Origin of the sequence: Paenibacillus polymyxa, from assembly GCF_018614975.1 — a bacterium.
GTDB classification, from domain to species: domain Bacteria; phylum Bacillota; class Bacilli; order Paenibacillales; family Paenibacillaceae; genus Paenibacillus; species Paenibacillus polymyxa_E.
The window spans coordinates 186167-210694 of record NZ_JAGGNR010000005.1 but is presented as its reverse complement, the minus strand read 5'-3'; the positions used below and the strand labels follow the sequence as shown (position 1 = coordinate 210694).

General features: G+C 46.2%; 22 protein-coding genes and 1 pseudogene. 7 read left to right on the top strand and 16 right to left on the bottom strand.

The features are described from left to right. Positions 1-336: 336 nt before the first annotated feature. Positions 337-1302, bottom strand: a complete 966-nt coding sequence (locus tag J7E78_RS02510) for an arsenic resistance protein (RefSeq protein ID WP_215074778.1) — start codon at positions 1300-1302, stop codon at positions 337-339. Positions 1303-1526: 224 nt separating this feature from the next. Between J7E78_RS02510 and J7E78_RS02505 the strand changes: the two genes are divergently transcribed. Next, complete coding sequence (locus tag J7E78_RS02505; protein ID WP_215074777.1) at positions 1527-2285, top strand: tryptophan-rich sensory protein; 759 nt, start codon at positions 1527-1529, stop codon at positions 2283-2285. Positions 2286-2386: 101 nt separating this feature from the next. On the opposite strand, the gene J7E78_RS02500 is transcribed toward J7E78_RS02505, so the two are convergent. The 4 genes from J7E78_RS02500 to J7E78_RS02485 all read right to left on the bottom strand — a co-directional run bounded on the left by J7E78_RS02500 (position 2387) and on the right by J7E78_RS02485 (position 6422). Next, complete coding sequence (locus J7E78_RS02500) at positions 2387-2761, bottom strand: RidA family protein (protein ID WP_017690870.1); 375 nt, start codon at positions 2759-2761, stop codon at positions 2387-2389. 148 nt (positions 2762-2909) lie between these two features. After that, positions 2910-3590: an oxidoreductase gene (locus tag J7E78_RS02495; RefSeq protein ID WP_215074776.1), complete on the bottom strand. Its 681-nt coding sequence runs from the start codon at positions 3588-3590 to the stop codon at positions 2910-2912. Positions 3591-3640: 50 nt separating this feature from the next. Then, a complete protein-coding gene (locus J7E78_RS02490; protein WP_251034760.1) occupies positions 3641-4798 on the bottom strand; it encodes an MFS transporter in 1158 nt (385 codons plus the stop codon). A 208-nt stretch (positions 4799-5006) separates the two neighbouring features. Beyond that, entirely contained in the window at positions 5007-6422 is a 1416-nt protein-coding gene (locus tag J7E78_RS02485; protein ID WP_215074775.1) for a sensor histidine kinase, read from the bottom strand. A gap of 477 nt (positions 6423-6899) precedes the next feature. Between J7E78_RS02485 and J7E78_RS02480 the strand changes: the two genes are divergently transcribed. After that, entirely contained in the window at positions 6900-7553 is a 654-nt protein-coding gene (locus J7E78_RS02480; protein WP_215074774.1) for a phosphatase PAP2 family protein, read from the top strand. 4 nt (positions 7554-7557) lie between these two features. Here the strand turns inward: J7E78_RS02480 and J7E78_RS02475 are convergent, their stop codons facing one another. The 7 genes and pseudogenes from J7E78_RS02475 to J7E78_RS02450 all read right to left on the bottom strand — a co-directional run bounded on the left by J7E78_RS02475 (position 7558) and on the right by J7E78_RS02450 (position 12635). Further along, complete coding sequence (locus tag J7E78_RS02475) at positions 7558-9069, bottom strand: HD domain-containing phosphohydrolase (RefSeq protein ID WP_215074773.1); 1512 nt, start codon at positions 9067-9069, stop codon at positions 7558-7560. Positions 9070-9260: 191 nt separating this feature from the next. Further along, positions 9261-9899, bottom strand: a complete 639-nt coding sequence (locus J7E78_RS29225; protein ID WP_251034759.1) for an anti-sigma factor — start codon at positions 9897-9899, stop codon at positions 9261-9263. Between the two features lie 240 nt (positions 9900-10139). After that, positions 10140-10244: pseudogene (locus tag J7E78_RS29955) on the bottom strand (zf-HC2 domain-containing protein); the annotation flags it as partial. Further along, positions 10241-10837, bottom strand: a complete 597-nt coding sequence (locus J7E78_RS02465) for an RNA polymerase sigma factor (protein ID WP_215074771.1) — start codon at positions 10835-10837, stop codon at positions 10241-10243. The pseudogene J7E78_RS29955 and the gene J7E78_RS02465, both read right to left, overlap by 4 nt. 979 nt (positions 10838-11816) lie before the next feature. Continuing rightward, positions 11817-11942 carry a sporulation protein YjcZ gene (locus J7E78_RS02460; RefSeq protein ID WP_083657338.1) on the bottom strand — a complete coding sequence of 42 codons (126 nt, stop codon included), beginning with the start codon at positions 11940-11942 and terminating at the stop codon, positions 11817-11819. Positions 11943-12379: 437 nt separating this feature from the next. Then, the gene (locus J7E78_RS02455) at positions 12380-12487 is read right to left on the bottom strand and encodes a YjcZ family sporulation protein (RefSeq protein WP_215074770.1); all 108 of its coding nucleotides are present in this window, start codon (positions 12485-12487) and stop codon (positions 12380-12382) included. Between the two features lie 43 nt (positions 12488-12530). After that, positions 12531-12635: a hypothetical protein gene (locus J7E78_RS02450; RefSeq protein ID WP_017690880.1), complete on the bottom strand. Its 105-nt coding sequence runs from the start codon at positions 12633-12635 to the stop codon at positions 12531-12533. A 322-nt stretch (positions 12636-12957) separates the two neighbouring features. Between J7E78_RS02450 and J7E78_RS02445 the strand changes: the two genes are divergently transcribed. Further along, positions 12958-14082: a PsbP-related protein gene (locus J7E78_RS02445; protein WP_215074769.1), complete on the top strand. Its 1125-nt coding sequence runs from the start codon at positions 12958-12960 to the stop codon at positions 14080-14082. Between the two features lie 94 nt (positions 14083-14176). On the opposite strand, the gene J7E78_RS02440 is transcribed toward J7E78_RS02445, so the two are convergent. After that, positions 14177-14503 carry an MTH1187 family thiamine-binding protein gene (locus J7E78_RS02440; protein ID WP_017690882.1) on the bottom strand — a complete coding sequence of 109 codons (327 nt, stop codon included), beginning with the start codon at positions 14501-14503 and terminating at the stop codon, positions 14177-14179. Between the two features lie 774 nt (positions 14504-15277). Here J7E78_RS02440 and J7E78_RS02435 point away from each other — a divergent pair. Continuing rightward, positions 15278-17611: a ribonucleoside-diphosphate reductase subunit alpha gene (locus tag J7E78_RS02435; RefSeq protein WP_215074768.1), complete on the top strand. Its 2334-nt coding sequence runs from the start codon at positions 15278-15280 to the stop codon at positions 17609-17611. Between the two features lie 387 nt (positions 17612-17998). Further along, positions 17999-19030, top strand: a complete 1032-nt coding sequence (locus J7E78_RS02430) for a ribonucleotide-diphosphate reductase subunit beta (protein ID WP_215074767.1) — start codon at positions 17999-18001, stop codon at positions 19028-19030. Positions 19031-19369: 339 nt separating this feature from the next. On the opposite strand, the gene J7E78_RS02425 is transcribed toward J7E78_RS02430, so the two are convergent. Beyond that, complete coding sequence (locus J7E78_RS02425; protein WP_215074766.1) at positions 19370-19531, bottom strand: hypothetical protein; 162 nt, start codon at positions 19529-19531, stop codon at positions 19370-19372. A gap of 72 nt (positions 19532-19603) precedes the next feature. Here J7E78_RS02425 and J7E78_RS02420 point away from each other — a divergent pair, with 72 nt between their 5' ends. Both J7E78_RS02420 and J7E78_RS02415 read left to right on the top strand, forming a co-directional pair. Then, complete coding sequence (locus tag J7E78_RS02420; RefSeq protein WP_215074765.1) at positions 19604-20578, top strand: SMI1/KNR4 family protein; 975 nt, start codon at positions 19604-19606, stop codon at positions 20576-20578. Positions 20579-20599: 21 nt separating this feature from the next. Then, positions 20600-21634 carry a phosphotransferase family protein gene (locus tag J7E78_RS02415; RefSeq protein ID WP_215074764.1) on the top strand — a complete coding sequence of 345 codons (1035 nt, stop codon included), beginning with the start codon at positions 20600-20602 and terminating at the stop codon, positions 21632-21634. A 183-nt stretch (positions 21635-21817) separates the two neighbouring features. Here the strand turns inward: J7E78_RS02415 and J7E78_RS02410 are convergent, their stop codons facing one another. Continuing rightward, positions 21818-23629: a S9 family peptidase gene (locus J7E78_RS02410; RefSeq protein ID WP_215074763.1), complete on the bottom strand. Its 1812-nt coding sequence runs from the start codon at positions 23627-23629 to the stop codon at positions 21818-21820. Between the two features lie 85 nt (positions 23630-23714). Further along, a complete protein-coding gene (locus tag J7E78_RS02405; RefSeq protein ID WP_215074762.1) occupies positions 23715-24512 on the bottom strand; it encodes a 4'-phosphopantetheinyl transferase family protein in 798 nt (265 codons plus the stop codon). Positions 24513-24528: the final 16 nt, after the last annotated feature.

Here is a 24528-nt window from a genome sequence, read left to right as displayed (position 1 = left end):
CTTGACAGGGAGCGGTTCAACCCATCGGAAGTACTCTTTTTATTTTACTTTTACAGAAAATAGCCTATATCATGACGACTTGTTGGCTCTTTCTTTTCTAAGATAGGATACGCTCCGAAAGATTGCGGCTACAGCTACACCAAAGTAGAGATAATAAACTTTATTTCCCGTTGTATGAGCTGCTATGGAAAAAAAGATGATGATGAACGGTACAAGTATAATATCCAGGTAGAACATGATCTTTCGGTAAGTAAGGATACTCATAACCCCCTTTTATTTACCAAAAATGGTTTTATTCATTATATTAGATCATAACATAGATACACCCTAGTACGCTCACCGATCCCGCAAAATCACCGCAGGTACAAGTCGAATGTAGATTAATTCCCCTGCAAGCTCCACCATCGTCTGTGTAACAATAACAGCCGCAGCGATAGTTGCCCATTCTGGCGGGAGTGCCAGCGCTAGCGGCAGAACAACTAACGAATTCCGTGTGGCTGAACTGAAAATCAACGCCCGCCCTGCACCTGGATTTAATCGAAATCCATTGGCGATGATCCGAGATAACCAAGGCATAATGATCAGAAAAGCAACGTAGATCGGAATGACGTTCACGATAATCGCCATATCATTGTAGACTTTGCCAATCTGGGAAGCGACAACCACGATTAGCGCGAGTGCCATCATCGGAACCGGAAGCCATGCCGTGGCATTCATGACCCGCTCCCCGCTCACTTTACCTCTGGAGAAAACTTGTGTAACAACAGCGAGCAGCAGTGGAATAACGATCAGGAACAGAAAAGCCTCCACAAACGGCCCTACCTGCATGATCTGCGCTACCTCGGTACCCATCAATAGCCATAAATAAAACGGCAACAAGATCATTTGTATAACAAATAAAAGAGGTGTTGCGGCGAGCATCAACTTCTCATCACCCCTGCCGAGCTGTGTGAACACAATGACGTAATCAATACAGGGTGTTAACAGTACCAGATAGACTCCGATCAGAACGCCTGGTGATTGGGGAAAGACAAGTGTAAGCAACCATACAACTATAGGTACAACGATAAAATTAGCCACCAGTAGCGCCCCCATAAATCGAAGGTTGGACCAAGACTCTTTTAACTGTAAAAAGGGAATCTGTACAAACATGCTGTATAACAGAACAGCAAGAACCGCGGACACGGTGTAGTGTAAAACATTCCCCCATATTGGATTACTCAGCCCTATCGCTGCCCCTAAGAACAGTGCAACTAAATAGAACCCGGTTTGCTGTTTCTCCATCGTTTCTCTTGTGAGCATTCTCTTCCTCCACTTCTAATGGGACATCGTGGGCATGGACATATTTCTGCTTCGCTTCGCGTACACTGGGACAGAGTACCGTTCCAACGTAGCGGCAGAGCACAAGGTCTGAAAGATCAACTTGTGATTTTTTTGCGGCTGTTATTAGAATGTGCAAGAACTGGGTATATTCATTGTAGGCTGACCCGTGGTTCATTCATTCGTTAAACCAAGGAGGAAACACAATGTCACGTAACAATCCGTACAAGTGGTTAAACGCCATTGGTTTTATCGCTGTAATTATCGTGAACTACCTTTCCAACGCTCTGCCGATCGGGGGCAGAACCAACAAGGAAGTATCGGATATGTATCCTGTGCTACTCACACCTGCGGGATATGCCTTCTCCATATGGGGACTGATCTACCTGCTGCTGGCAGGGTTTGTAATCTATCAGTTCGTGCCTGCTTCGTGGAAAAGGGACTCCATCACCCGTCTCGGGTATTGGTTCCTGGCAAGCTGTGCCTTTAACGTAGCCTGGATTTTTGCTTTTCAAAACTTGCAGACTGGTCTCGCTTTACTGATTATTGTACTGCTTCTGTTGTCCTTGATCATGTTGTATGTAAAAACACGTACCATTACGGTTCCAACCACTGCTGAGATCTGGCTTGTGAAGCTGCCATTCAGCATCTATCTGGGATGGATTAGCGTGGCAACGATTGTCAATGCAGCTGTACTGTTATATAAAATTGGCTGGGATGGTTTTGGTATCAGCGAACCGACCTGGACGATCATTATGCTGATTGTGGGTATGGTGCTGGCTGTACTCGTTAGCTTCCGTTATCGCGATAGCATATACCCACTTGTATTCACATGGGCGTATATCGCCATTGCACTTAAACAAAAGGATATCACTTCCGTATATTATACGGCAATCATCATTGCGATCGTACTGGCCATCTACGCGGTATGGCTGTTCTTCGCCCGTAATCAGGATCGTGATTAAGCGACCTCCAACATAACGGATAAACATAAAGCAAAAAGCCGATTCTGGTCATTCGACCTGAAATCGGCTTTTTGCTTTATGCCGGAGCGATGAAGGTTGTCCTATTTAAGAGCAATAACCTCAATCTCCACCAGTGCATCTTTTGGCAAACGAGCAACTTCCACTGCACTGCGCGCAGGATACGGCTGTTCAAAGAACGTACTATACACTTCATTCACAGGAACGAAATCATTCATGTCCTTCAGGAACACCGTCGTTTTCACGATTTTATCCATACTTGTGCCTGCTGCTTCAAGGATAGCCTTCACATTGCTCAAGGACAGACGTGTCTGCTCCTGTACATCTGCGCCGAACTCTCCTGTTTGGGGATTCAGACCAAGCTGTCCGGAAGTGTAGATGAAATCGCCTGCATCAACGGCTTGACTGTATGGACCAATGGCGCCTGGCGCCTGATCGGTAGAGATTGGTTTTTTCATGGACGAGTTCTCCTTCATGTTCGTTATCCTGCTGCCGCATGGAGTCAGGGTTCGAACTCATTTTTGTTGCCTATTATACCACGATCTTCCTCGAGCGAGAAACGCTCCTCCCTAGCCACATGAAGTAAACAGCTCGTTCAAAGGTTTCTTAGCCCCCGTCCACGCCAAGGACATGAATGACTTCATTTGAATACACATGGCTTCCCTTGGCTTGCACCATCGCAATATTTGTCATGGCCTGTGCAATGGTTGCGGCGTGGACCGCCCGGTATTTGTCCCCTCTGCCTTTCATCCAGCGATCCAGAAACTTCATGGCATAGGCAGCCATCTGCTCACCAAACCACTTCTCGTTTCGATCTCCCAGAATTAAGGAAGGGCGAAAGATATGCAATGACGGAAAACCGATATCGGACAATGCGTCCTCCATTTCCCCTTTGGTTCGACTGTAAAAGACCCGGGAATCTGCACTCGCTCCCATGGAGGAGATCACCAGCATCTGTGATACACCATGTTGCTTCGCAATGGTAGCTGCACGAACCGGGTAATGATAATCTACCTGACGGAAATTGTCCTGACTCCCTGCTTTTTTGATCGTTGTCCCCAAACAACAGTACAGGTCATCGATTCCATCGAATAAGTGGTCTTGGCTCTCCAGCTGTTCCCAGTCCACCACATGCTGTTCCAGTTTGGGATGTTGCAGCTCAAGTGGACGTCTAACCAGAACGCGAACCAAGCTGTATGCCGAATGCTCCAAGAGATTATGAACCAGTAATTCGCCTACAAGCCCAGTGGCTCCAATCACCAAGGCTTTCCGTTCGAGACGATTCAATTACATCCCTCCACTTCGCCATCGTTATGTTAAGTTATGCGATATCATTTCTATTTTAACAGTACACGACGTCCAAGGGTAAACGTAAGAATCAGCATCATGACACCAACCCCCACCTGAAATCCATAGGCTGAGATCCAGGCCAGCGCATCGGACCAGGTTTCCATCTTTTCATACAGCCAGCCACCCAACAACGGCCCAAGAAACGAAGTTACTCCGGTCAGAGCCGAATACACAGCGACAAACATCGGTCTTTCACTTTTGGGTGTGTCTCCAATCGTAAAGTTAAATGCCAGCTGATTGAATCCACCCACACCGATCCCAAGGAAGATATGAGATAGAAATAGTGCGATCAATACGGGCATGAACGACATTAAACCCCACGACAAACAGGAGAGTGCAATGACTGGCAATGTCCAAAATAAAAGGGTTTTGTTGCTGAATCTGGCATTCAGATTGCCCCAGACATAGAAACCGGCCATCATAACCAGCGTCTGGACTACCGTAATCAGGGATACGGTCTGATAATTAATGTTCAATAGATCCAACATAACATATGAATAGAGCGGAACAATCAAGGTCTGGATCAATAACCAGACAGCCAGGAACAGCGTTGCTTTAAGAAAAGAACGATCCTGGAACGGCTTGATAAACATCCGCCAGAAAACCTTTTCGGTAGAACGTTCAAAGGGAACGTCCGGATAGAAGAAATAGATGACTGTATTGGCAATAGCACAGATCCACACCGGAATAAACAGGATCAGAAAGCCCATTTCTCCGGGGTAACGGTCCAAAACTATACCTCCTGCGAACAAGCATACGCTTCCAAGAGCATTCAGAATCGTATTTCGAATTCCAAAATAACGCCCTCTCACCTTGGCAGGTACGATGTCGCCAATTAGTGAAGTCCAGATCATGCCGCCGATGGTATTTGATATAAAAGCAACCGTATACACGCCAATATATACGCTTACCCACCACTCTTTGGGAAATATAAACGGAATCAGTCCCGTTGCACTCCACAAGATACGATGTGTGCCCACAAACAGCAGCAGCATGCGTTTACGGCTGCGAATACGTTGCATCCAGTAAGCTGCTCCGATCTGGGCAATGTTTACGAACGTTGTAATCGCGAGCACAAAGCCGATATGTCTCGACCCGGCCCCAAGGTACAGCAGAAATCCGGTTAAAAACGGGCCTCCCAGCAAGGTCTGTAAAATAATTGCCGGTATACCCTCCCATGTTGCAATTGATAAATTTGTGCGTTGTGTCGAACCCTTGCGCCGTGGTTTGCTTGCTGACGGGGGAGGGTTAACATTGACCGTCTTCTGTATGGGGATACACTCCTTAGACCGGGTCTCAAAAGCCGGTCGATGCTAGTTGTCATCCCAAATTCTACTCACGGCGCGAAGGTTGTCAACTCCTTTTTTCACGGTCCAACGGAAGATAGAGATGGAAGGTGCTTCCTTTACCTTCAGTGCTCTCAAGTTCAATCGATCCCCCCAGTAATCTCGCTAAATCCCGACTGATCGACAGGCCTAGTCCGGTACCGCCAAATTTTCGACTAATCGACCCGTCAGCCTGCTGAAAGGCTTCAAATATGGAATGATGCTTGTCCTCAGAAATGCCAATACCTGTATCCTGAACGGAGAAAATAAGCCATCGATTCTGAATACCTGTATTCTTAATCTGCTTGGCGCTTACGATCAGCGTGACCTTCCCCCGGTGAGTGAACTTGATGGCATTGGACATCAGATTCCGCAAAATCTGTTGTACCCGCTGGGGATCAGACCAGAGCGTCTCGGGCAGTTCTTGTTTTTTATTCAGAACCAACTGAATTCCCTTTTTCTCGGCAACGAGCTGAAAGTGGCTCATGGCATCTTCTGTAAGCTGTGCGACACTGATATCCTCCAGTACAATATCCAGCCGCCCCGCTTCCACTTTGGACAGATCCAGAATATCGTTAATGAGCGTGAGCAGCTCCTGCCCGGAGTGGTCGATCATATTGGCAAAACGTACAATATCCTCCTGATCCATCGTGTCGGCATTCTCGCTGATCATCTGGGCAAAGTTAATGACACTATTGAGCGGTGTACGCAGTTCATGAGACATATTGGCGAGAAATTCCGATTTGTACTGTGAGGCAATCATCAATTGTTTCGCTCGATCCTCCAGTACAATCTGGGCTTTCTGTAACTCTTCCTTTTGCACAGACAATAGCCGGTTCGTACTCTGGATCAGCAAAATTCGATTCTGTTCATTCTGAAAATCACGTAAAATAAATGCAAAAATAAGACTCAGAAAAATGCCTGTAGGGAGTGTATAAGGCATAATATGTGAAAAGAAGTATGTAGCCGGGATCACACCAACGATAGCAATGTTTATAGAGTTGACCACATTGACGATAACTGTAACAAGTATGCCTTTAATAATCAGCCTGTAGTTGCTGCGTCTCATCCATATATTCAGACCTGCACATATCACGCCCAAAATAGACATGTTAAGTACTGCCGCCAATGTAGCATCCGTGATGCCAAAAGTCAGCCTCGACAGCCCAATTCCAATACCAACGATGATCACGCTATAGGGTTGTCTATACGTTAGAACGGCAACAATTAAAGGAACATATCGGAGGTCAAAGACCACTTCATCGGTGAGTTGAAACCCAAAAACCGTACTGATCCAACCTGCAAATATAAGGACAAGCACTGAACTGATCTGCTTCACTCGGGAAGAGGTACGTATTAAGACATATTTATAGAACACACTAGCAAGATATGCAATGGTAATAAGCATCCCCATATTCAATACGAACATTTTTGAAAATTGCATTCCCTCACTCCTGTTGTACCGACTTTACTGGTCTAAGTGCCTTCGTCCGTATGTGTCTCTATCATATCATGCCCATTGAAGCTTCGACATTCCTTCTTCGTCAAAAAAATACACAAAAATACACAAATCAGGATTCAATTTGTGCGCTGGTCGTAGTAGAATATATTGTTGTTTAAATTTAAACTACTATATAGATTGAACTAAAGAATAATTACACTTGCCACTCCGATGACAGAACAACCTTCTGATCGCTGTTATCCCAGATTTTTTCGATTCCCTTTACTGAAAGGGAAAATCCGTGGATAAAGGCGAAGCATATGCTTCCGATGCAGCTTTCTTCCAGAAAGCTTTTAGCTCCGCTTCTTCAGGTTATTTCTGTCCTCTTCGTTCTCGTGTGAATGAATGTATAGTGCAACTTATATAGTTATTTGCTGGGGTCATGCTCCCAGGGAGCATGAATGAAAGGAGTAAGGTGTTGTGCAATTGTTAAAAAACAAATCCTATTGGCTGTCATTGAGTTTGATGCTGTCTTTGGCTGTCATGGGGCTCTTCTATGATATTCTTAATAGTCCAGAACGCGGGTTCGTAGTACTGGATTCACCGCTCGACCGGATTATTCCCTACGTGCCTGGCATGTCCATTCCATATTTGGGCTGGTACCCGTTTGTATTCGGTGTGCTCGCTTACCTGTGTGCCAAGGATCGCCTGACGTATTACCGCGTCTTGTTATCCATGAATATCTGTGTCTGGATATGTTATCTGATCTACTTCAACTTTCAGACCATGGTACCGCGCCCGGAACTGACGGGTACAGGCCTGGGAGCATCTGTTCTCGGATGGCTCTATAGCCAAGATCGTCCTTATAATTGTTTTCCAAGTATTCATTCTCTTCACTCTTATCTCGTTATGCGTGCCGTTCTCTCGGTTCCAAGCATCCGCAAACCCATCAAGATTTTGGTGGCCGCCGGGGCAGCAACCATCATAGTATCCACGCTATTGATCAAACAACATGTGATCTATGACGCCTTGGGTGCAGTCATACTCGGCGAATGTGTTCTCACCATCATAACAGGCCTCGCTCTACACCGGAGACGCAGAAAAGAATCGAAGTGGACAGAGGGGATCAACTGATCCCTCACTTCGATGGTTTCTGAGGATGCTGTTTTCGTCTCCATTCATCAATAAATAAGCCTGCAAAATAGGGGTCCCATTGGGTCCCTTTTCCTTCTTCCAAAATCGTTAGCGCTTTCTCGTGACTCATCCCGTTCCGGTATGGTCGATCAGACGTCATGGCATCAAAGGCATCCGCTACCGCAATGATACGGCCAAAAAGGGGAATATCATCACCAGCCATCCCATCCGGGTATCCTTTACCATCATATCTCTCATGGTGAGATCGTACACCTGGCAGAAAGTCGGCCATGGCATCAATAGGCTCTATCTGTAACAAAATACTCTCTCCCTGCACGGGATGTGTGCGAATAATCGCGAATTCTTCATCACTTAGTTTTCCATCCTTCAGCAGTACCTCATCAGGTATGCCGATTTTCCCGATATCATGAAGCAGGGCTGATTTGTACAATAAATCCGCCTGTTCCTCATTCATCCCGCTTAACTTGCCAATCATCAGCGAATACTCTGCCACACGCATGGAATGCCCTGCCGTGTACTTATCTCGGGCATCTAAAGCAGCAGCCAGTGTAGAAAAATAACTTTGCAACAGTTGTCGATTGCGTTCCTGTCTCATCTCCAGCCGATTAATCATCATATTGAATCCAGAAATCAGTGCCGAAAACTCATCCGCATATAGATCCGGAGCTCGTCTGCCAAGATCTCCCCCCTGAATTCGGTTCATCTCATGTGTCAGTTCAGCAACCGGATCACGAACATCGCGAATCAACAGCCAGCTTCCCACCAGAGCAAACCCCGCGCCCAGAACAACGATCAGAATTCCCCACAGAATGTACTCTTTGGCAAATTCACTGTCCATATACTGAAGCCGGATATATGTAGCAAGGAAAAATAGAAATAGCGGAAATAATCCAATCAGTGCCGTACTTAGCTGAAATTTACGCTGGATCGATACCAGGATGCGCCCTCCCAGTGAAGGTTCCATCCCGTATTGGACTTTACCTCGATGACGAATCTCAAGTAACAGAGGTCTAATCGCCCGTACCGTTAGGTAATATTCAATTAGCGCATGCATGATGGCAATCAGAAAGGCACACGCAGCGGCCACGACAATATACAAGTAAGGGAATTCAAGCCACCCTGTGGATATCATCCATATTGTTAATCCGGCTGCCGGAAGTGAGAAGCCAAGCATGTGCGGACCCATGATCCGATATATGGTCTGTCCCGGGAAACGATGAATTTTCTCATACATGTGGTTCAATTCGTCTCTCTCATGATGCTGGGAAGTGAAAAATTGTCTTATGGGGCCAAGCTGCACCCACAGCGTAATTAATTCTGCAACCAGCATGAACAAGAGTGAAATCAGTACAATGAAGATGAGTCGAACAAATTGAATATTTGGTATTTGCAGAGTAGATACCATAACTACTGTACCGACAACAAAAACAGCTGCCAGTGAACCGATCAGATAATTGCGTATCAGGCGAAAGATAAATGAACGGTATGCTTCCAACTGAACCCCTCACTCTCTATGTGCAACCAGTTCTCCCTTGAGACACGGGGAGATTAAGGGTATTGCATTCTATTTGTTTATCGGTCAATCCGACAAAAAAAATTAATACAATCCAAGTGGGTAGGCACCAGGACTGGAAACACAAAAAGGCTGCTCCACAACGGAGCAGCCTTTGGTGATATATCCTATATTTATCCTTTAATCTTGGCAGCCAGAATCATCGTACCGCGCGGCTCATCCCCCATTGCATCCGGTTCAAGCGTGATCGCAACCGTATCATAGTCGTTGGCCGAATCCAATGTGTAGTATACCGCTCCCGTCCCGTCACGACTAAGGAAAGTGCCCGCATTCTGAGGGGTATCTCCTTTGATCAACCAGACCTGAAAAGCCTCGTTGCCTTCCAGGTTTGGCAGGTTCTCAGCCTGCACAACCAAGTGAGTGCCTTTGCTGTCAATAACGATGGTTGCGAGACCCTGAGCTACAATGTCCTGCGTTGCAGGATTCAGCTTCACTGCCTCGCCAGTCTGCATGCCCTGTGCAGGCTTCAGAGCTGATGCCAGCTGCTCTTGCAGCTGCGCATTCTGCGCCTGTGCCTGCACCAGCTGCTCTTGCGTAGCCGACGAGCCCGCCGCTTGCTGCGTTAGCGAGTCGATCTGGCTTTGCAGCTGCGCCGTGTACACGCCGAGCAACAGTGCCGCGGCCGCAAGGCCAGCACTGGCTATGCGCCAGGCGCTGCTGCTGCGCGCACGCGCGCGTGCTTGTGGCTGCCATGGCTGTGCCTGGGCAGCCTCTTCCACCCGGGCCGCAGGCACCGCCGTTACCGGCGGCAAGCCTGGCCCGGGCTGCGCCGCACGTTTGTGCTGCGGCGCAAGATCCTCCTGAAGCACCACGGGTGCTTCAGGCTCTGCAGGAGGCGCCGCCGGCTTCGCCTCGGCGCTCTCCTGCAGATGTTCGAGCACGTTGCCCAGCACACGTGCTCGCATGCCTTGCGGCGGTGCTACAGGTTCCGCCGCAAGTGCCAGGAAGCCAGTCACTTCCTGCAATTCCCTCACCTCCTGGCGGCAAGGTTCGCAAGTTGCCATATGCGCTTCAAACGCCGCCACTTCCTCTGCTTCCAGTCCGCCCAGCACATACATCGGTGCCAGATCAGACCACTCCTCATGTCGTTCTATCATGGATGTATGCCCTCCCTTCCCGCGTCCGGATGCAATTCAGCATCGGCCAGCAACTTTTGGAGCTGTCGCATGGCAAGCCTGACACGGCTCTTTACTGTACCCAGCGGAATCCCGAATCGGCTGGATACTTCCTGCTGGGTTAATCCCGCATAATAAATCGATTCTATAACTTGTTGCTGATCACCGTTCAATTGGGACAACGCCTCTTTAATCCGGGTACCTTCCCATTTACGCTGCACTTCTTCTTCCGTGTTCGTATCTTCATCGGCATAAGCCGCCAGTGTCTCGTGTTCAACTGAAGTAGCCGCTGCCCCTTTTGATTTCCGCCTCAGCATGTCCACTGCAATGTTACGCGTAATCGCAAACATCCATGTGGTCAGCTTCCCCTGTGAGGCATCGTAACGTTCAGCATTATTCCAGACCCGCATAAAAAGTTCCTGAACGGTCTCTTCTGCCGTCATGGGATCACCAACGATCCGGTAGGCAAAAGAATACACCGCTCGCTCATAACGGTCATATAAAAGCTCCAGTGCGGAGGCATCACGTTCCGCGATCTGCCGCATTAACCTGCTGTCCTCCATCGATTCAGTCATGCGAGGGCCCCTTTCTGTTTCTTCCCTCTTATTATAACCTACGCAGAATCTTTTGAAGAGGATTACTCCTATGAAGAGATAGTTTGAAAAATTTTCTGTATCTTTTCAAACTAACCTTTCACTTTCTAACATAAAAACAGTCCGAAAACATGTTGCTCTGGTCGCGCTTTCCTTTTTATTGCAGAAAGTTACAACTTGTGATATACTATAAAAGTTGTATTTAACAACCTCATATGATTTCTGTCTTCTTTAAACCCCGGAATATTTTCTTCATGCTGCGACCGCAGCGAATTTAAGCACAATTAACCTATGAAGATTGAAGAACCTGAATCACAATAACCCGGTAGTACAGAGTTTCACAAGATGTTCCCATTCACACTGGCGCGGTCATCGGAGCCGCAAGGACAAAAGAGAGGTAGGGCTTTTGTTGTTTTGGATATCACTTATTCTTGAGAAGATTGAAAACATACACATAGCACCCGGAATTGGGTTCCGGGTGTTTATCCATGTCTACATATTCAACTTAGCAACATCTACAGACAATCGCCCCACCACCATTGAGAAAAGTCTTCGCTCTGCTTTTAAAACCTTTCCGTTCTCCCACTGACTGCACCAGACGCTAACGAATCCTGCACACCTTATATTGAGGATTTCTGTACTATGTAAAATCTAACGAATCTCAGCCACGTTAATCCATGCCACTTCATGAATATAGGCTCCAAGCATGCCCAGATTCAGATAATAAGATGTCTACGATTCGTTAAACTTTTGAAATGACAGAAATTCATGGGATAGAGTCTGTGGAGTTCGTTAAAGAAAGTACTCCCGAAATAAAAAAAGGGACACCGCAGGATGAAATCCTACACTGTCCCTTTCTAACTCATAGATACGTTATGCCCCGATTTGGAACTCAGAGTTTATTTAGAGCACCTATCGTAACGATCCACGATCAGCAAAGCCTCCTTGCACTCACAAATACTTAGATAAACATCGTTTTGGAGATGATGACCAGCAAGATGAACAGTACGAGGATCGTACCCATGGAACCCCAGCTTCCACCGCCATGACCATAGGATACTCCACAGCCCTGGTGATAACCATGCATCATCGGAGCTTGATTAGGCTGATGTCCGTAACCGTATCCCATTGGCATTGTACCGCAGTTATATCCGTGCATATCGTAACCTGTGTATTGATATCCATACATGTGTTCATTTCCTCCCATATGTTTGTATACATGCCCCTGTCCGTTCGGTGAGTTTGGTTTTACTTCGCTCATTGTTCATTCCTCCTTAACATTTGCCTACACCCCTAAGCTATGTATTCAGCCTACCTCTGGACCGGGCTATCGCCCTCATTTTGACAAAATGGGCGTTTAGCCATCAGGTGCCTTCCCTATTTTCGAAGCATACTCCGTCCCTCCATTTCTTGAAATCCACCAATTCTTCCGTTCAACCACAAGCTATCTCATCTCCCTGGCTCTCCATCATGCTTGTCCTCTAGAAAAAAAACCCCACCGGTTGCCCGGCAGAGCTCGCCATATTATACCCACAATGATTTAGTGATGATTACGAGAAGAATGAACAGAACCAGGATTGCTCCAGTCGATGTCCAGCCGCCGTATCCTACGCCTTCAACTACTTTGCTCATGCAGAACCCTCCTTTACAAATATATTAGGGTCCAAGCGGTTTATTAGATCAAGAATGCTTTAGAGATGATAACCAACAAGATAAAGAGAACCAAGATCGCGCCAGTCGATGTCCATGCGCCGCCGTATCCACCTACTACTCCACTCATGTAAACCCCTCCTTTGATTTGAGGTACAGTTCACTATATGCACCAATCACACATGGGACCGGGCTCAGGTCAAAAATGGGCTGTTTTTTCCACCGACTATTCGCTAATTGCAAATACATACAGGGTTAGTTGTTAAGTCGGACTGTTATGTTCAAATACGTTTTAATTATGAATACTGAAATCTTTATTTATGTTATTATTTTACTAATAAAGTAGAAAGGAGTTTCCATGCTCACCATCTAAACTAGATTATCCCAAACGAAATGATGACCTTAGAAAAAATCCCAACCGATGGGAAGCACATTAGGAGAAATTAGACATAATGAAGAAACTTATTACGATTTTGGCATTAGCCACATTGCTTAGTGCTTGTGGTAATTCAGAAACAAACACAACAACCAATAACCAAACGTCCGAAGCATCCAAGGCAACTGAAACTGCCTCAACAGAAGCAAAAGCTACGAAATACACTACATATAGTGGAGAAGGATTTTCTTTTGCATATCCTGAATCCTGGAAAAGCGTAGATACAAGTCAAATGAACGTACCATCCATTAAAGCTGCTTTTTCAGACCAATCTTCATCAGCCACATTTGCAGATAATATTAATCTGACGATTGAGGCCAGCTCAACCGGTTCAATCAATCCTGAAGAATACGCTAATAATGTAGTTGATTATTACACACAAAACGGTTCAAGTATCGGCATTTCCGATTATAAAAAAACCAGCTACACGAACAAGCCTTATAAAGAATATCGTGCTGGTGTCTTGGAAGGGTCCTATAAACACACATCGGGTACAGATGTTGTTCTTGTCCAATATCTGATTCCAACCAATACAGAACTCTATAGCATGACATTAACCTATGCCAAGGATACATATAATCAGGACGAGATCGATGATATCCTGAATTCCCTAAGCATTACTGCTCCTATAGAGCAAACAGCGCAAACTGCAACGACTGGAAATTCATCTGCCACAGCATCAGCTGCCGATTTCTTTAATGAGTTAACTCCGTACATTACGGAAGATACAGCCTTTATGGAGCAGGCTTCATATGATTTCATTGGCAAGCATAGCGATGTATTCCCTGCCAGCACGGCAGAACTCCGCAAAAAGGCGAAGGATCTCGTTGACACCAACGTAACAACCCGTCATCTGAATAAAAATGTGGCTAACTATTATGATCAATTCGTGCAAGTCAGCGGTGAAGTGATTTCAGTTGAGGAAGATAACTCGCTCGGAGCAACCTTCTCTATCGTTCATGTCATGGACGATAACGGAAACGATATTATAGCGTTATATCCTGCAACGACCGGAGATTTGCTTGACGGTGATTATGCCACGGTTACCGGTGCTCCAATTACCAACTTCTCTTTTGAAAATGTTGGCGGTGGTTACACCAACGCTACTTTGATTGGTGCCTCATTGGTAGTTGCAGATTAATTTAATCTTAAATGAGTATACAAAAAGGCCAGCTCTTTAAAAAACTGGTCTTTTTGACATTCGATTTAGGGATGTAGAGTATTTACATTAGGAATTAATTGGGTCTTGCCTGAAGTGACGTCAGTTTATCCTGAACCGATTGTAACTTCTGTATACTTGAGGCATCCGGTTTATCACGACGGTCGTCAATTTTGACGGATGTGGAAACACGCTGAGCTCCTGACAAAAACGGCGCTTCATGCAGAGCCGCAATTGCTGTAAAGATCTCGTTAAGCGGTCCCTCAATAATGGTGCTCATCGAAGTTAACTGATATGTAATGCCCCGTTGATGTTCCAATACCTTTTGCATGTCCGCCACATAACTGCTTAGACTGGTTGTACCCGTTCCGATTGGGATTACAGTCACTTCTGCTATTGCCATTTTGCTCCGCCTCCTCTGGGCCCCGTGAACAACCGCTGCCGCTGATTTTAGTCGATTTTTGACTATTTTTATTCTACCAGTTGAATGCGTTCCAATTCAAACTGACGTGAAGACGTCATTCAAATTGTTCAAAATTTTTTTTTGATAAATCTTCAAATCTTCCAGTCCTTTTCCTTTGCGGATTCCTGGCTTAAATGGTATACTCGGAATTACGTTTTACTGGTTCCGCCCACTTTACAAACACAATATGTTGGGTTACAGTATGTTGACAGCTACAAAATGTAGTAACACTAGATTTCTCCGCTTCTAATAGTCACCTTCTGCAATCTCGCGAAAAACAGGATGAAATCACCTCCAAAGGCACGTCCCTGTAGGTGTAAATCGCTTTCTCGAAACAGAGTTGACACGGAGGTTAACGGGGCTATTTGGACTGCATCCGGTATCCTCAAACTACAGGCACATCTGCATATAGACAAAAGCTTACATAAGCACTCTTTTCTGTCGATATCCTGAACCTCCAAGACAGTAAGGAAGCCAGAGCATCCATGGGCATTTTCAGCCGCGAGGCGGGAGAATGCTTTTTATATGAGCATGTTCTGCATTGTGCTGCTTTGTGCACCTCAAGTTGAGCGATTTAAGACCTGAACTTGTCACCGCCGTTTCAGTCCGCAAAACGTAACCTATTGCTTTTTCTCACCGTAAGAAGACACTCAATTCTTTATATAAAGAATTTCTCCAATTTATCTCTTAAACATGCGAAAGCGAGGAATATTCATGCCACAAGTTGTGACCAAGCCGAACAACCGCCAGCTTGCCTTTGATGATATGCGCATCTCGGTATATGCCGACCGTATTCTGGAAGGACTGGACATGCTCGACAAGGAACGTCTGGTACGCGGGGTAAATAGCAAGCTCCGCCGTGATGAAGTTACCGGAGACGAAATCAGCAACGCTTTTATGATGAGCGCACTGGAACTGGTAACCAAAGAGGAGCCTAACTGGAAATTTGCAGCGGCACGTTCCCTGCTCACTTCCCTGTACAAAAAAGCGGCTACCAACCGCAGATACAAATCTTACCCGGAAGAGCCTTATGGTGCATTCCATCCTCTTCTTGTAGATCTCGTGAAAAAAGGCATCTACCGTGAAGAATTGCTGGAGTGTTACACCAAAGAACAGATCGACGAACTTGCTGAATGCATTGATTACCGCAACGATCTCCTCTTCGATTATATCGGCTTGCTCACACTGGCAGAACGTTACCTCGCTCACGATTTTGACGGAAAAGTGATGGAGTTGCCTCAAGAGCGTTATATGGTTATCGCGATGTACCTGATGCATCAGGAGCCTGCTGAGAAACGTATGGATCTCGTTAAGGAAGCTTACTGGGCGATGAGCAACATGTATATGACAGCAGCTACACCTACGATGTCCAATGCGGGTAAAAAAGTAGCTGGACAGCTCTCAAGCTGCTTCATTGATACCGTGGACGATTCACTTGAAGGTATCTTCGATTCCAATACAGATGTAGCACGTCTGAGCAAAATGGGCGGCGGCATCGGTGTTTACCTCGGTAAAGTCAGAGCACGCGGATCGGATATCCGTGGACACAAAAACACAAGTTCCGGTGTAATCCCTTGGATTCGCCAACTAAACAATACAGCGGTCAGCGTAGACCAGCTTGGTACACGTAAAGGTGCCATTGCCGTATATCTGGATGTCTTCCACAAAGACATTCTGGCCTTCCTCGATCTGAAACTGAACAACGGTGACGAACGGATGCGTGCCCATGATGTATTCCACGGGATCTGTCTGCCTGACTTGTTCATGGAACGGGTAGCGAGCCGTGGCGAATGGAGCTTGTTCTGCCCGCACGAAACGAAGAAAGTGATGGGCTGGAAAGACGAGAACGGTCGTCCGCTCGGACTGGAAGATTTCTACGATGAGTCCTTTGGCGAAGGTGCATTCCGTGATAAATACGAAGAAGCAGTTAACCACCCGTTATTGTCCCGTATCACCGTTCAAGCGATTGATATTATGAAACGTGTGATGAAATCCCAACTCGAAACAGGTACACCGTACATGTTCTACCGGGATACCGTTAACCGTGCGAACCCGAATCGTGCACACGGTATGGTCTACTCATCCAACCTTTGTACCGAGATCATGCAGAACCAATCTGCCACTGTGGTAGAAAAGGAAGAACTCGTAACTAAAGATGGACAGACTCGCATCGTGATTTCCAAAGTACCTGGCGATTTCGTTGTCTGCAACCTGAACTCCATTCACTTGGCACGTGCCGTGCCTCACAATGTACTGGAGCGTCTGGTACCGATTCAGGTACGTATGCTGGACAATGTTATAGACATTAACAACATCGAAGTGCTGCAAGCCCAATACACCAACAGCCAATATCGTGCAGTCGGTCTGGGAACATTCGGACTTCACCACTTGCTTGCCCTCGAAGGCATTCGCTGGGAGTCTGATGAAGCGGTAACCTATAACGATAATCTGTACGAAAAAATTAACTACCTGCTTGTGAAAGCCAGCATGGAGCTGTCCAAAGAAAAAGGACATTATCCTAAATTCAAAGGTTCCGATTGGGAAAGCGGCCACTACTTCGACCAACGCGAGTACACGTCAGGTGAGCGCGTAGGCGAGTTCGTGACAACCGAACAATGGAAAGAATTGCAAGCTGAAGTACGACAAAACGGTGTACGTAATGCCTGGTTGTTCGCCATTGCGCCTAACGGTTCCACATCCATCATTGCAGGTTCAACAGCCAGCATTGATCCGCTCTATGAGCTGTTGTCTTATGAAGAGAAAACAACATACAAGATTGCCAATCCGGCACCTGATCTGTCCGAAAAAACGATCTGGTATTACAAAACGGCATTCATGGTCGATCAACATGCTTCCATCAATATGGCTGCTGCGCGTCAGCGCCACGTCGATCAGGGACAGAGCTTCAACCTGTATGTTCGTCCGGATATCAAAGCAACGGAATTCCTGGAACTGCACTTGCACGCCTGGAGAGCCGGCATGAAATCGACGTATTACGTTCGTAGCCGGGCATTAACCATTGAAGAATGCGATTCTTGCGCAAGCTAAGTTTTATCCGTTATAGAGAAGATTGACTAGATCCACGATGACCACCAGGGCATTCTGTTTTGATTGCAAAATGGCGTTGCCCTGGTTCTTTTTTGCCTAAAACACGATCACAGCATCGCAAGATGTTGATATAGATGCCACATTATACAACCCTAATATATAAAAGAATTAATGATTACACGATAACGAAGAGGACAGAAAAAAGCTGAAGAAGCGGAGCTAAAAGCTTTCTGAAAGAAAGCTGCATCGGAAGCATATGCTTCGCCTTTATCACCGGATTTTTCCCTTTGAAAGAGGGTTTCAAAAAATCAGGGGATAACAGCGATCGTAAGGTTATTCTGTCATCGTAGTTATACAGTGTAAATTCATTCAAGGAGTGAACGGACTATGCAAGTACAGAAAATTTTCAACACCGAAGCCCCTAACCAATCGACCCGTATTATTGAAGGTGAATGCTCCGGTATCCTGAACTGGAACGATATTCGTATGCCTCACATGTACAAGTTGTACAAAGTACTGCTGCTCAACCACTGGATCGCGGATGAAATCCCAATGTCCAAGGACGCTTCCCAATTTGCCCAATTGGACCCGGAAGAACAGCGTACATTCAAAGTGAACATCTCTCTGCTTGCGGTACTGGACTCCATGCAGACCATGTTTGTCGGAGACGTGAAACGCTATTTCACTGATTCCTCGCTGGAAGCGATCTCGGCGATCATCGGACAACAGGAAGTTATACACAATCAATCGTATTCCTATGTCCTATCCTCCATCGTAGGCGACCAGGAGCAGAAGGAAATTTTTGAATACTGGAAACATGATCCAGTCCTGCTTGACCGTAACCGTTTCATTGCTGATATCTATCAGAACTTCCGGGACGAGCCATCTCCACAGACGTTCTTCCAGGCTATGGTAGCGGATCTGGTACTCGAAGGTATCTTCTTCTATAGTACGTTTGCCTTCTTCTACAACCTGGCCCGTGACCAGAAAATGATGGCAACCAGCCAGATGATCTCGTATATCCAGCGCGATGAAAACCAACACTGTTACTTCTTTGCTGAAGTGTACAAACAGTTGCTGGTAGACTTCCCTGAACTGAACACACCTGAGAACATGGACTACGTATACAAAACAATCCATCGTGCTGTTGAGCTCGAAACCAACTGGGCACACTACACGCTCAGCAACGTACGTGGCATTGACCTGAACGAGTTGGAAGACTACATCAAGTACATCGCCAACAAACGTCTGCGTCTGATGGGTATGGAAAAAGCATATGAAGGTGTGGATGTAAACTGCATGCCTTGGATCAAACCATTCTCAGACGAAGCATTAAACTCAACCAAAACCGACTTTTTCGAAGCCAAATCCCGTAACTACGGTAAAGTTGGCGACGATAACGGATTTGACGATTTGTGATAAAGATTCTCATAATGAATTAAACTGAAAATCATTTACACCGACACTACGATGACAGAACAACTTTCCAATCGCTGTTATCCCCAGATTTTTTTGATTCCCTTTCTCAAGGGAAAATCCGGTGATAAAGGCGAACGCTGCGCTTTTTCAAGTTCTTTCTGTCCTCTCCGTTTTGTGTAAATGATTAGTTCAATATATCGTTTGAATCACATAAACTATAAATAAAAACAACACTCCCTGAAACTGTGGCTATTACGCCTAAGTTCAGGGAGTGTTGTTTAATTCGTATGTACAACATCATATCAGCGTTGAGCTATTATAATTTAATAGAGATATTTCTTAATCTAATAAATTCAAGATAATATCTGAAAAATCATTCTCAATGATAGATTCATCCAGACTACGAACAAATTCAGCATTATTTTTGACTGCAAGTGCCAGCACTTTGAACAGTAACTGACTAAATATATTCTTTTCAACTCTTGTGATTCCTATATCCATCTCACCTCACACTCCACACTTATTATATAATGGAAGAGATACATACCCCTCCTACGGAAGTGAGGCCTATTCATGGAAAGAGAACTGCTGGAACAAATCAACTTGTGGCATGAGCAGGACCAATACAGTCTCATTATTGAACATATTGAACGTATTCCTGAATCGGAGCGGGATTATGATCTGATTGGTCAACTCGCCAGAGCCTATAACAATGACGCACGTTACCGCGAAGCCGTTCAACATTTGTTGTCTGTCCAGGAGCAAGGGGCAAACGACCCGCTCTGGCAATACCGCTTGGGGTACGCCTACTGTTATATCGCCAACTATGAACAAGCACTTTTGGCTTTTGAGAGAGCGGACGAACTCATGCCGCACGATGAATCTACCTTGGAATTCCTTCGTCAGATTCGTCCCGAAGCGGACAAGATGCGTCGAGATCGCCAGCGTCATGAAGAGGAGCTTGCCGTATTCGAGCAGAGCGGGGCACAGAACCATCTAAGAGCTGCTTCAGGAACTTATGATCCTGCAACGTTCTGGAAGCAGAGTGATTATGCACGGGACAACCATGTATCGGCTCCCTTTGACGAAGCAGAAATTGTGTCGATTGAGCAAGAACTGGGTTACAAGCTGCCCGCTTCCTATATTCATCTGATGAATACGCAGAATGGCGGTATCCCTGCACTCACTGTATTTCCTACCAAAGAAGCGACTTCCTTGGCTGAGGATCACATAGCCATTTCAAGCATAATGGGAATCGGACACGATAAAATATACGCACTCGCTGGTGAACTGGGAAGTCGATTCATGATCGAAGATTGGGGATACCCCGATCTGGGGATTGTGATCTGTGATTGTCCATCCGCTGGTCATGATGTCGTTATGCTGGATTATCGCTTCTGTGGTCCTGAAGGCGAACCCTGTGTAGTTCATGTGGATCAGGAAAATGATTATGATATTACATATCTTGCACCGAATTTTGAAGCTTTCATCCGTGGATTGGTTGATGAGGATACGTATGACCTGTCTGACGAAGAGAATGAGGACTAAAATCCAGGAGGGTCCGGCCATATGACAACCCGTATATATTTTGGTTCCAATCAACTTGGCGAAGTGGCCGCAGCTCCATTGCAGGATGCACTGAATGAGCTTGACCTGGGAACCCTTGAAGAGTATCGACGAACGGATAAAGGGGTTATGGGGCAGACCCTGCTCATTCGCTCTTCCCGTGGAGAGTATATTCTGAAAGGCAATCCTTTATATGCAGGACAGTTACAGGAAGAAAAGTTCTTTGTAGAACAACTGGCGAAACATACGTCCATTCCTGTCCCTGATCCATATTTATTACATGAGGATACCCATCTGCTAGGCTGGAGTTATGCCATAATGCCGCGCCTGCCCGGGAATCATCTGCATGATCCAGCATTCCAGGCTTCACTGTCACAGCAAGATCAGGAAGAGATCGCCTGTATGTTTGCCCATACTTTAGCTGAACTGCACCGCTGGAAGGTGCCTGATGCCGGGGAATATGACCCTATAGCGCAGCAGATTGTTTCCTTTGCAGGCGATTATCTGGACTGGTTGTACGGAACCATTCGTCACTGGTTACATGATGCTGAACAGTACTCGGTGATTACGGATGAAGATGTTCAGTGGGTGGACGAGCAATTCAAGAATGCTGAACCGGCATTTCGGTCCAAAGCTGTTCCTTGTTTTGTCATGGGAGACTTCAAGGTCGAGAATATTCTGATTCAAAATTCGAATGACCGTTCTTCAGGGTGGCAGATTAGTGGTCTGTTCGATTTTACAACCGCCTATTTCGGAGACGGCACAGCCGACCTAACCAAAATATCCACCAGGTATGTTCGTGAGGGTCAACCAGAACTGGCCGCACAGTTCCTTCACTGCTACCGGGATCTGGTATGTGCAGCAGATGAGGAGAAATGCCAACACTTCCGTACACGTCTCAGCATGCATCTGCTCTATCAACGTATCTTGTGGTGGGGGGAAGCCAAAGCCACTGGACAAGTGACGTGGGCAGCCGACCTGCCTTTTGCACAGTGGGCGCAGCAGTCCATCGATTCGATTGTCGCATTGCTGGATTAGTAGATTAGTTAGCAGATTTGGACAGGTCGCTCAATGGATAGCGGCCTTCCAAACTAACGTATGTAACGTTCCATATATGTCGCCCATCATCAGGGCACACGCATAAAACCGCCAAAGATCAAGATGATCTCTGGCGATTTTTGTTATTTCACTATATTTCAGTCAACGATGGAATCTCTCAACTTAAGCTTGTGCGACGGGTGCCTCCTGATGTTTCTGCAAAAACTCCAGCATCCGGCGGTACACGAGAATCTCATTTGTTTTTCTGGAGAAGCCATGACCCTCATCTTCCAGAACGATGTATTCCACATCAATTCCCTTGGACTGAAGCGCAGCCACGATCTGATCGGATTCGGCCTTCACGACCCTTGGATCATTAGCACCCTGAATGACCAGCATTGGGTTAACCATCTGATCGAGATACGTAATCGGTGAATCCTTCGTTAAACGTTCGCGGTCACGGACCGGATCACCTAGCCATTTATCCATCATCGGCTTCCAGTCTTCCGGTACGGATTCCAGGAATGTGAACAGGTTACTTGGCCCAAAAATATCGACCGCAGCCCGGAACAGCTCCGGATGGCGACCTGCCAATAACAGAGTCATATATCCCCCATAACTTCCCCCTACCACAAACAACCGCTCTGGCGAGGTAATTCCCTGATCAAACAACCAGTTGATCCCGGCAACACAGTCCAGCCTTGGGCCCTCACCCCAATCACGCTCAACCATCTTGACGAATTCCGCACCATATCCGGTACTGCCCCGGAAGTTCGGTGCAAAAATATGATAGCCCTGAGCGAGCATCATCTGGAACATCGGCCGAAAAAACTTTGCTTCGGATGCTTGCGGCCCACCATGAGGCCAAAATACGGTGTAACCATTGGCCTGCTCTGGCTTTGCTTTGAACAAGAGAGCTTCAATCTCCAGTCCGTCGTAGGCGTTATACCGAATAACGTCAGGGTACACGAGATCACTTGGGTCAAGCCCCGTTACCCGATTGGCGGTCAGCGGCTCCCAGGACTCAGCACCTGCTATTTTGCGATAAATATTATGCGGCTGGATCGCTCCACGTCCGAGAATATACACATTGCCAGCCTTCGTAACATTCACCTGCTCTATCGTATCCAGTGGCATCTCTATGCGCCGAGGCTCATCGGTATATTTGCCCAATACGTACATACGATTCTCCGGCCCTGTAAGTGTCCAGAAATATAAGGTCTCAGAAGCCTGATGCCAGCGGATAAACTCCACATCTTCCCCTTCGATTCTGCACAATGAACGGAATTCGCGGGTATCGATACGGTACTCAGCCACATAGGCGTATGCGGAGTCATCATTGGTAATGAACAGAAGACGATTGTCATCTGCAAAAATCAGATCGGAAACCTGACTATGACGTTCTGAAGCTGGCAGAATCACCATTTCTTCATTGTTCCGATACAGATGCGCGGTCTGATAGGTATTGGAGTACATTTTTAAAATAACACAACTCTTCTCGTCAGGACTTACAGCCACCAGGCTGCTCGTAACCTCTTCTCCACTGTATAACAGCTCATCTTCCCCTGTCTCCAGATCAATGCGGCGTGAATTCAGATAATTCGGATTACCCGCGCTGGTGACATAATAGAGACGTTGTCCATCCTCGGACAACTCAGCGAAATAACAGCGATCATTGGGTTCCGCAGGAACCACAGGCAGTGGAACACCACCCTCAGGTGGAAGTGCATACAGATGATAGTTCTCATCCCCATCCTGATCAAACGCGGTAAGAAGATGACGTCCTTGCGGGTCTGCTTTGATAAATTGACTGCTCTGATTCAAGTACGTTAAAGGATATGGGTATCCTCCAGGCAAATCCATCGCCCAAATATTCGGCTGACCGTTCAGATTACTGTCCATGAACAAACGTTTCTCGTCTGCCGATACGGCAAAATGTGAAATACGGTACGTCTGAAAATATTGCTCGACATCCGGTTTGGGAAACTGAATCATGACAAACCTCCTTGGAATTGAACCAACGAATTTAACATTGGTAAATTAAGGTACCATTTGTCCATATTATAGGTAATGCCAATGTTTAGACAATAGATATGTGAGTTATATTTTTTTTAATTTCCTCTTTGCTTTGTTTATCATCAGCAACATTCATCCAGCGTACAAGTGGTCTTGTCTTCCCTGTAGTGCATAAGGTGGCGGAATAATTCGGACCTACGTTCAAAGACTGCAAATTATAATGTTGCCCTTCCCGTTCCACAACGTGATGCCCATCTAACCCTTCTCCCATCGTATTCAGTTTTCGCCACTGTCCGGACAGAGATTGACCACACGCCTTAATCCAAGCCTCTTTTTGTGTGAGAACTTGCCAAACACGCTGGATCGTTACCTGTTCCTCCTCCCTGTGATCCAGTACATAACACTTCTCATCTTCCGTCAAAAATCGCCTGATTACCGCGCTCATCCGCAGCAACGGACGTACATGCTCAAGATCAATTCCCAGCTCTGTATGAGCCGCTAATGCCAGTACACAACACCCTTCGGTATGAGAAAGGTTAAACTGTGGTCCGCTCTGAACATAGGGTTTGCCTGAATCCCCATATTCAATATGAATATCTGACGCTGATTGACCCGTGTACATCGCTAGTACTTCTCTCAGAAATGTACGCGATATAACCAGCTTCTGAGCATCATACATGGATTGTTTCTGTTTTCTCTGTACACGTTTAATTTCATCCTGGCTCAGTACACAGGTGTCTATATCCAACCTTGACAAAAAGCCCTCTCCCTTGTGCGGAAGAGGCTGTATCCAGATATGTACTTCATTTGCCGCAAACTGAACCGCAGCAGATTCCTTCCACCCTGTAACTGCAGGTTTCATAAGGTCACTCCTCTTC

What these genes read in the sequence shown, in the direction of transcription:
- J7E78_RS02460 (WP_083657338.1), bottom strand. Translation starts at nt 11,942, where the DNA reads ATGCATGGTTATCACCAGGGCTGTGGAGTATCCTATGGTCATGGCGGT.
- J7E78_RS02415 (WP_215074764.1), top strand. Translation starts at nt 20,600, where the DNA reads ATGACAACCCGTATATATTTTGGTTCCAATCAACTTGGCGAAGTGGCC.
- J7E78_RS02440 (WP_017690882.1), bottom strand. Translation starts at nt 14,503, where the DNA reads ATGGCAATAGCAGAAGTGACTGTAATCCCAATCGGAACGGGTACAACC.
- J7E78_RS02425 (WP_215074766.1), bottom strand. Translation starts at nt 19,531, where the DNA reads ATGGATATAGGAATCACAAGAGTTGAAAAGAATATATTTAGTCAGTTA.
- J7E78_RS02450 (WP_017690880.1), bottom strand. Translation starts at nt 12,635, where the DNA reads ATGAGTGGAGTAGTAGGTGGATACGGCGGCGCATGGACATCGACTGGC.
- J7E78_RS02420 (WP_215074765.1), top strand. Translation starts at nt 19,604, where the DNA reads ATGGAAAGAGAACTGCTGGAACAAATCAACTTGTGGCATGAGCAGGAC.
- J7E78_RS02430 (WP_215074767.1), top strand. Translation starts at nt 17,999, where the DNA reads ATGCAAGTACAGAAAATTTTCAACACCGAAGCCCCTAACCAATCGACC.
- J7E78_RS02485 (WP_215074775.1), bottom strand. Translation starts at nt 6,422, where the DNA reads ATGCAATTTTCAAAAATGTTCGTATTGAATATGGGGATGCTTATTACC.
- J7E78_RS02405 (WP_215074762.1), bottom strand. Translation starts at nt 24,512, where the DNA reads ATGAAACCTGCAGTTACAGGGTGGAAGGAATCTGCTGCGGTTCAGTTT.
- J7E78_RS02510 (WP_215074778.1), bottom strand. Translation starts at nt 1,302, where the DNA reads ATGCTCACAAGAGAAACGATGGAGAAACAGCAAACCGGGTTCTATTTA.
- J7E78_RS02455 (WP_215074770.1), bottom strand. Translation starts at nt 12,487, where the DNA reads ATGAGCAAAGTAGTTGAAGGCGTAGGATACGGCGGCTGGACATCGACT.
- J7E78_RS02435 (WP_215074768.1), top strand. Translation starts at nt 15,278, where the DNA reads ATGCCACAAGTTGTGACCAAGCCGAACAACCGCCAGCTTGCCTTTGAT.
- J7E78_RS02445 (WP_215074769.1), top strand. Translation starts at nt 12,958, where the DNA reads ATGAAGAAACTTATTACGATTTTGGCATTAGCCACATTGCTTAGTGCT.
- J7E78_RS02465 (WP_215074771.1), bottom strand. Translation starts at nt 10,837, where the DNA reads ATGACTGAATCGATGGAGGACAGCAGGTTAATGCGGCAGATCGCGGAA.
- J7E78_RS02505 (WP_215074777.1), top strand. Translation starts at nt 1,527, where the DNA reads ATGTCACGTAACAATCCGTACAAGTGGTTAAACGCCATTGGTTTTATC.
- J7E78_RS02410 (WP_215074763.1), bottom strand. Translation starts at nt 23,629, where the DNA reads ATGATTCAGTTTCCCAAACCGGATGTCGAGCAATATTTTCAGACGTAC.
- J7E78_RS02500 (WP_017690870.1), bottom strand. Translation starts at nt 2,761, where the DNA reads ATGAAAAAACCAATCTCTACCGATCAGGCGCCAGGCGCCATTGGTCCA.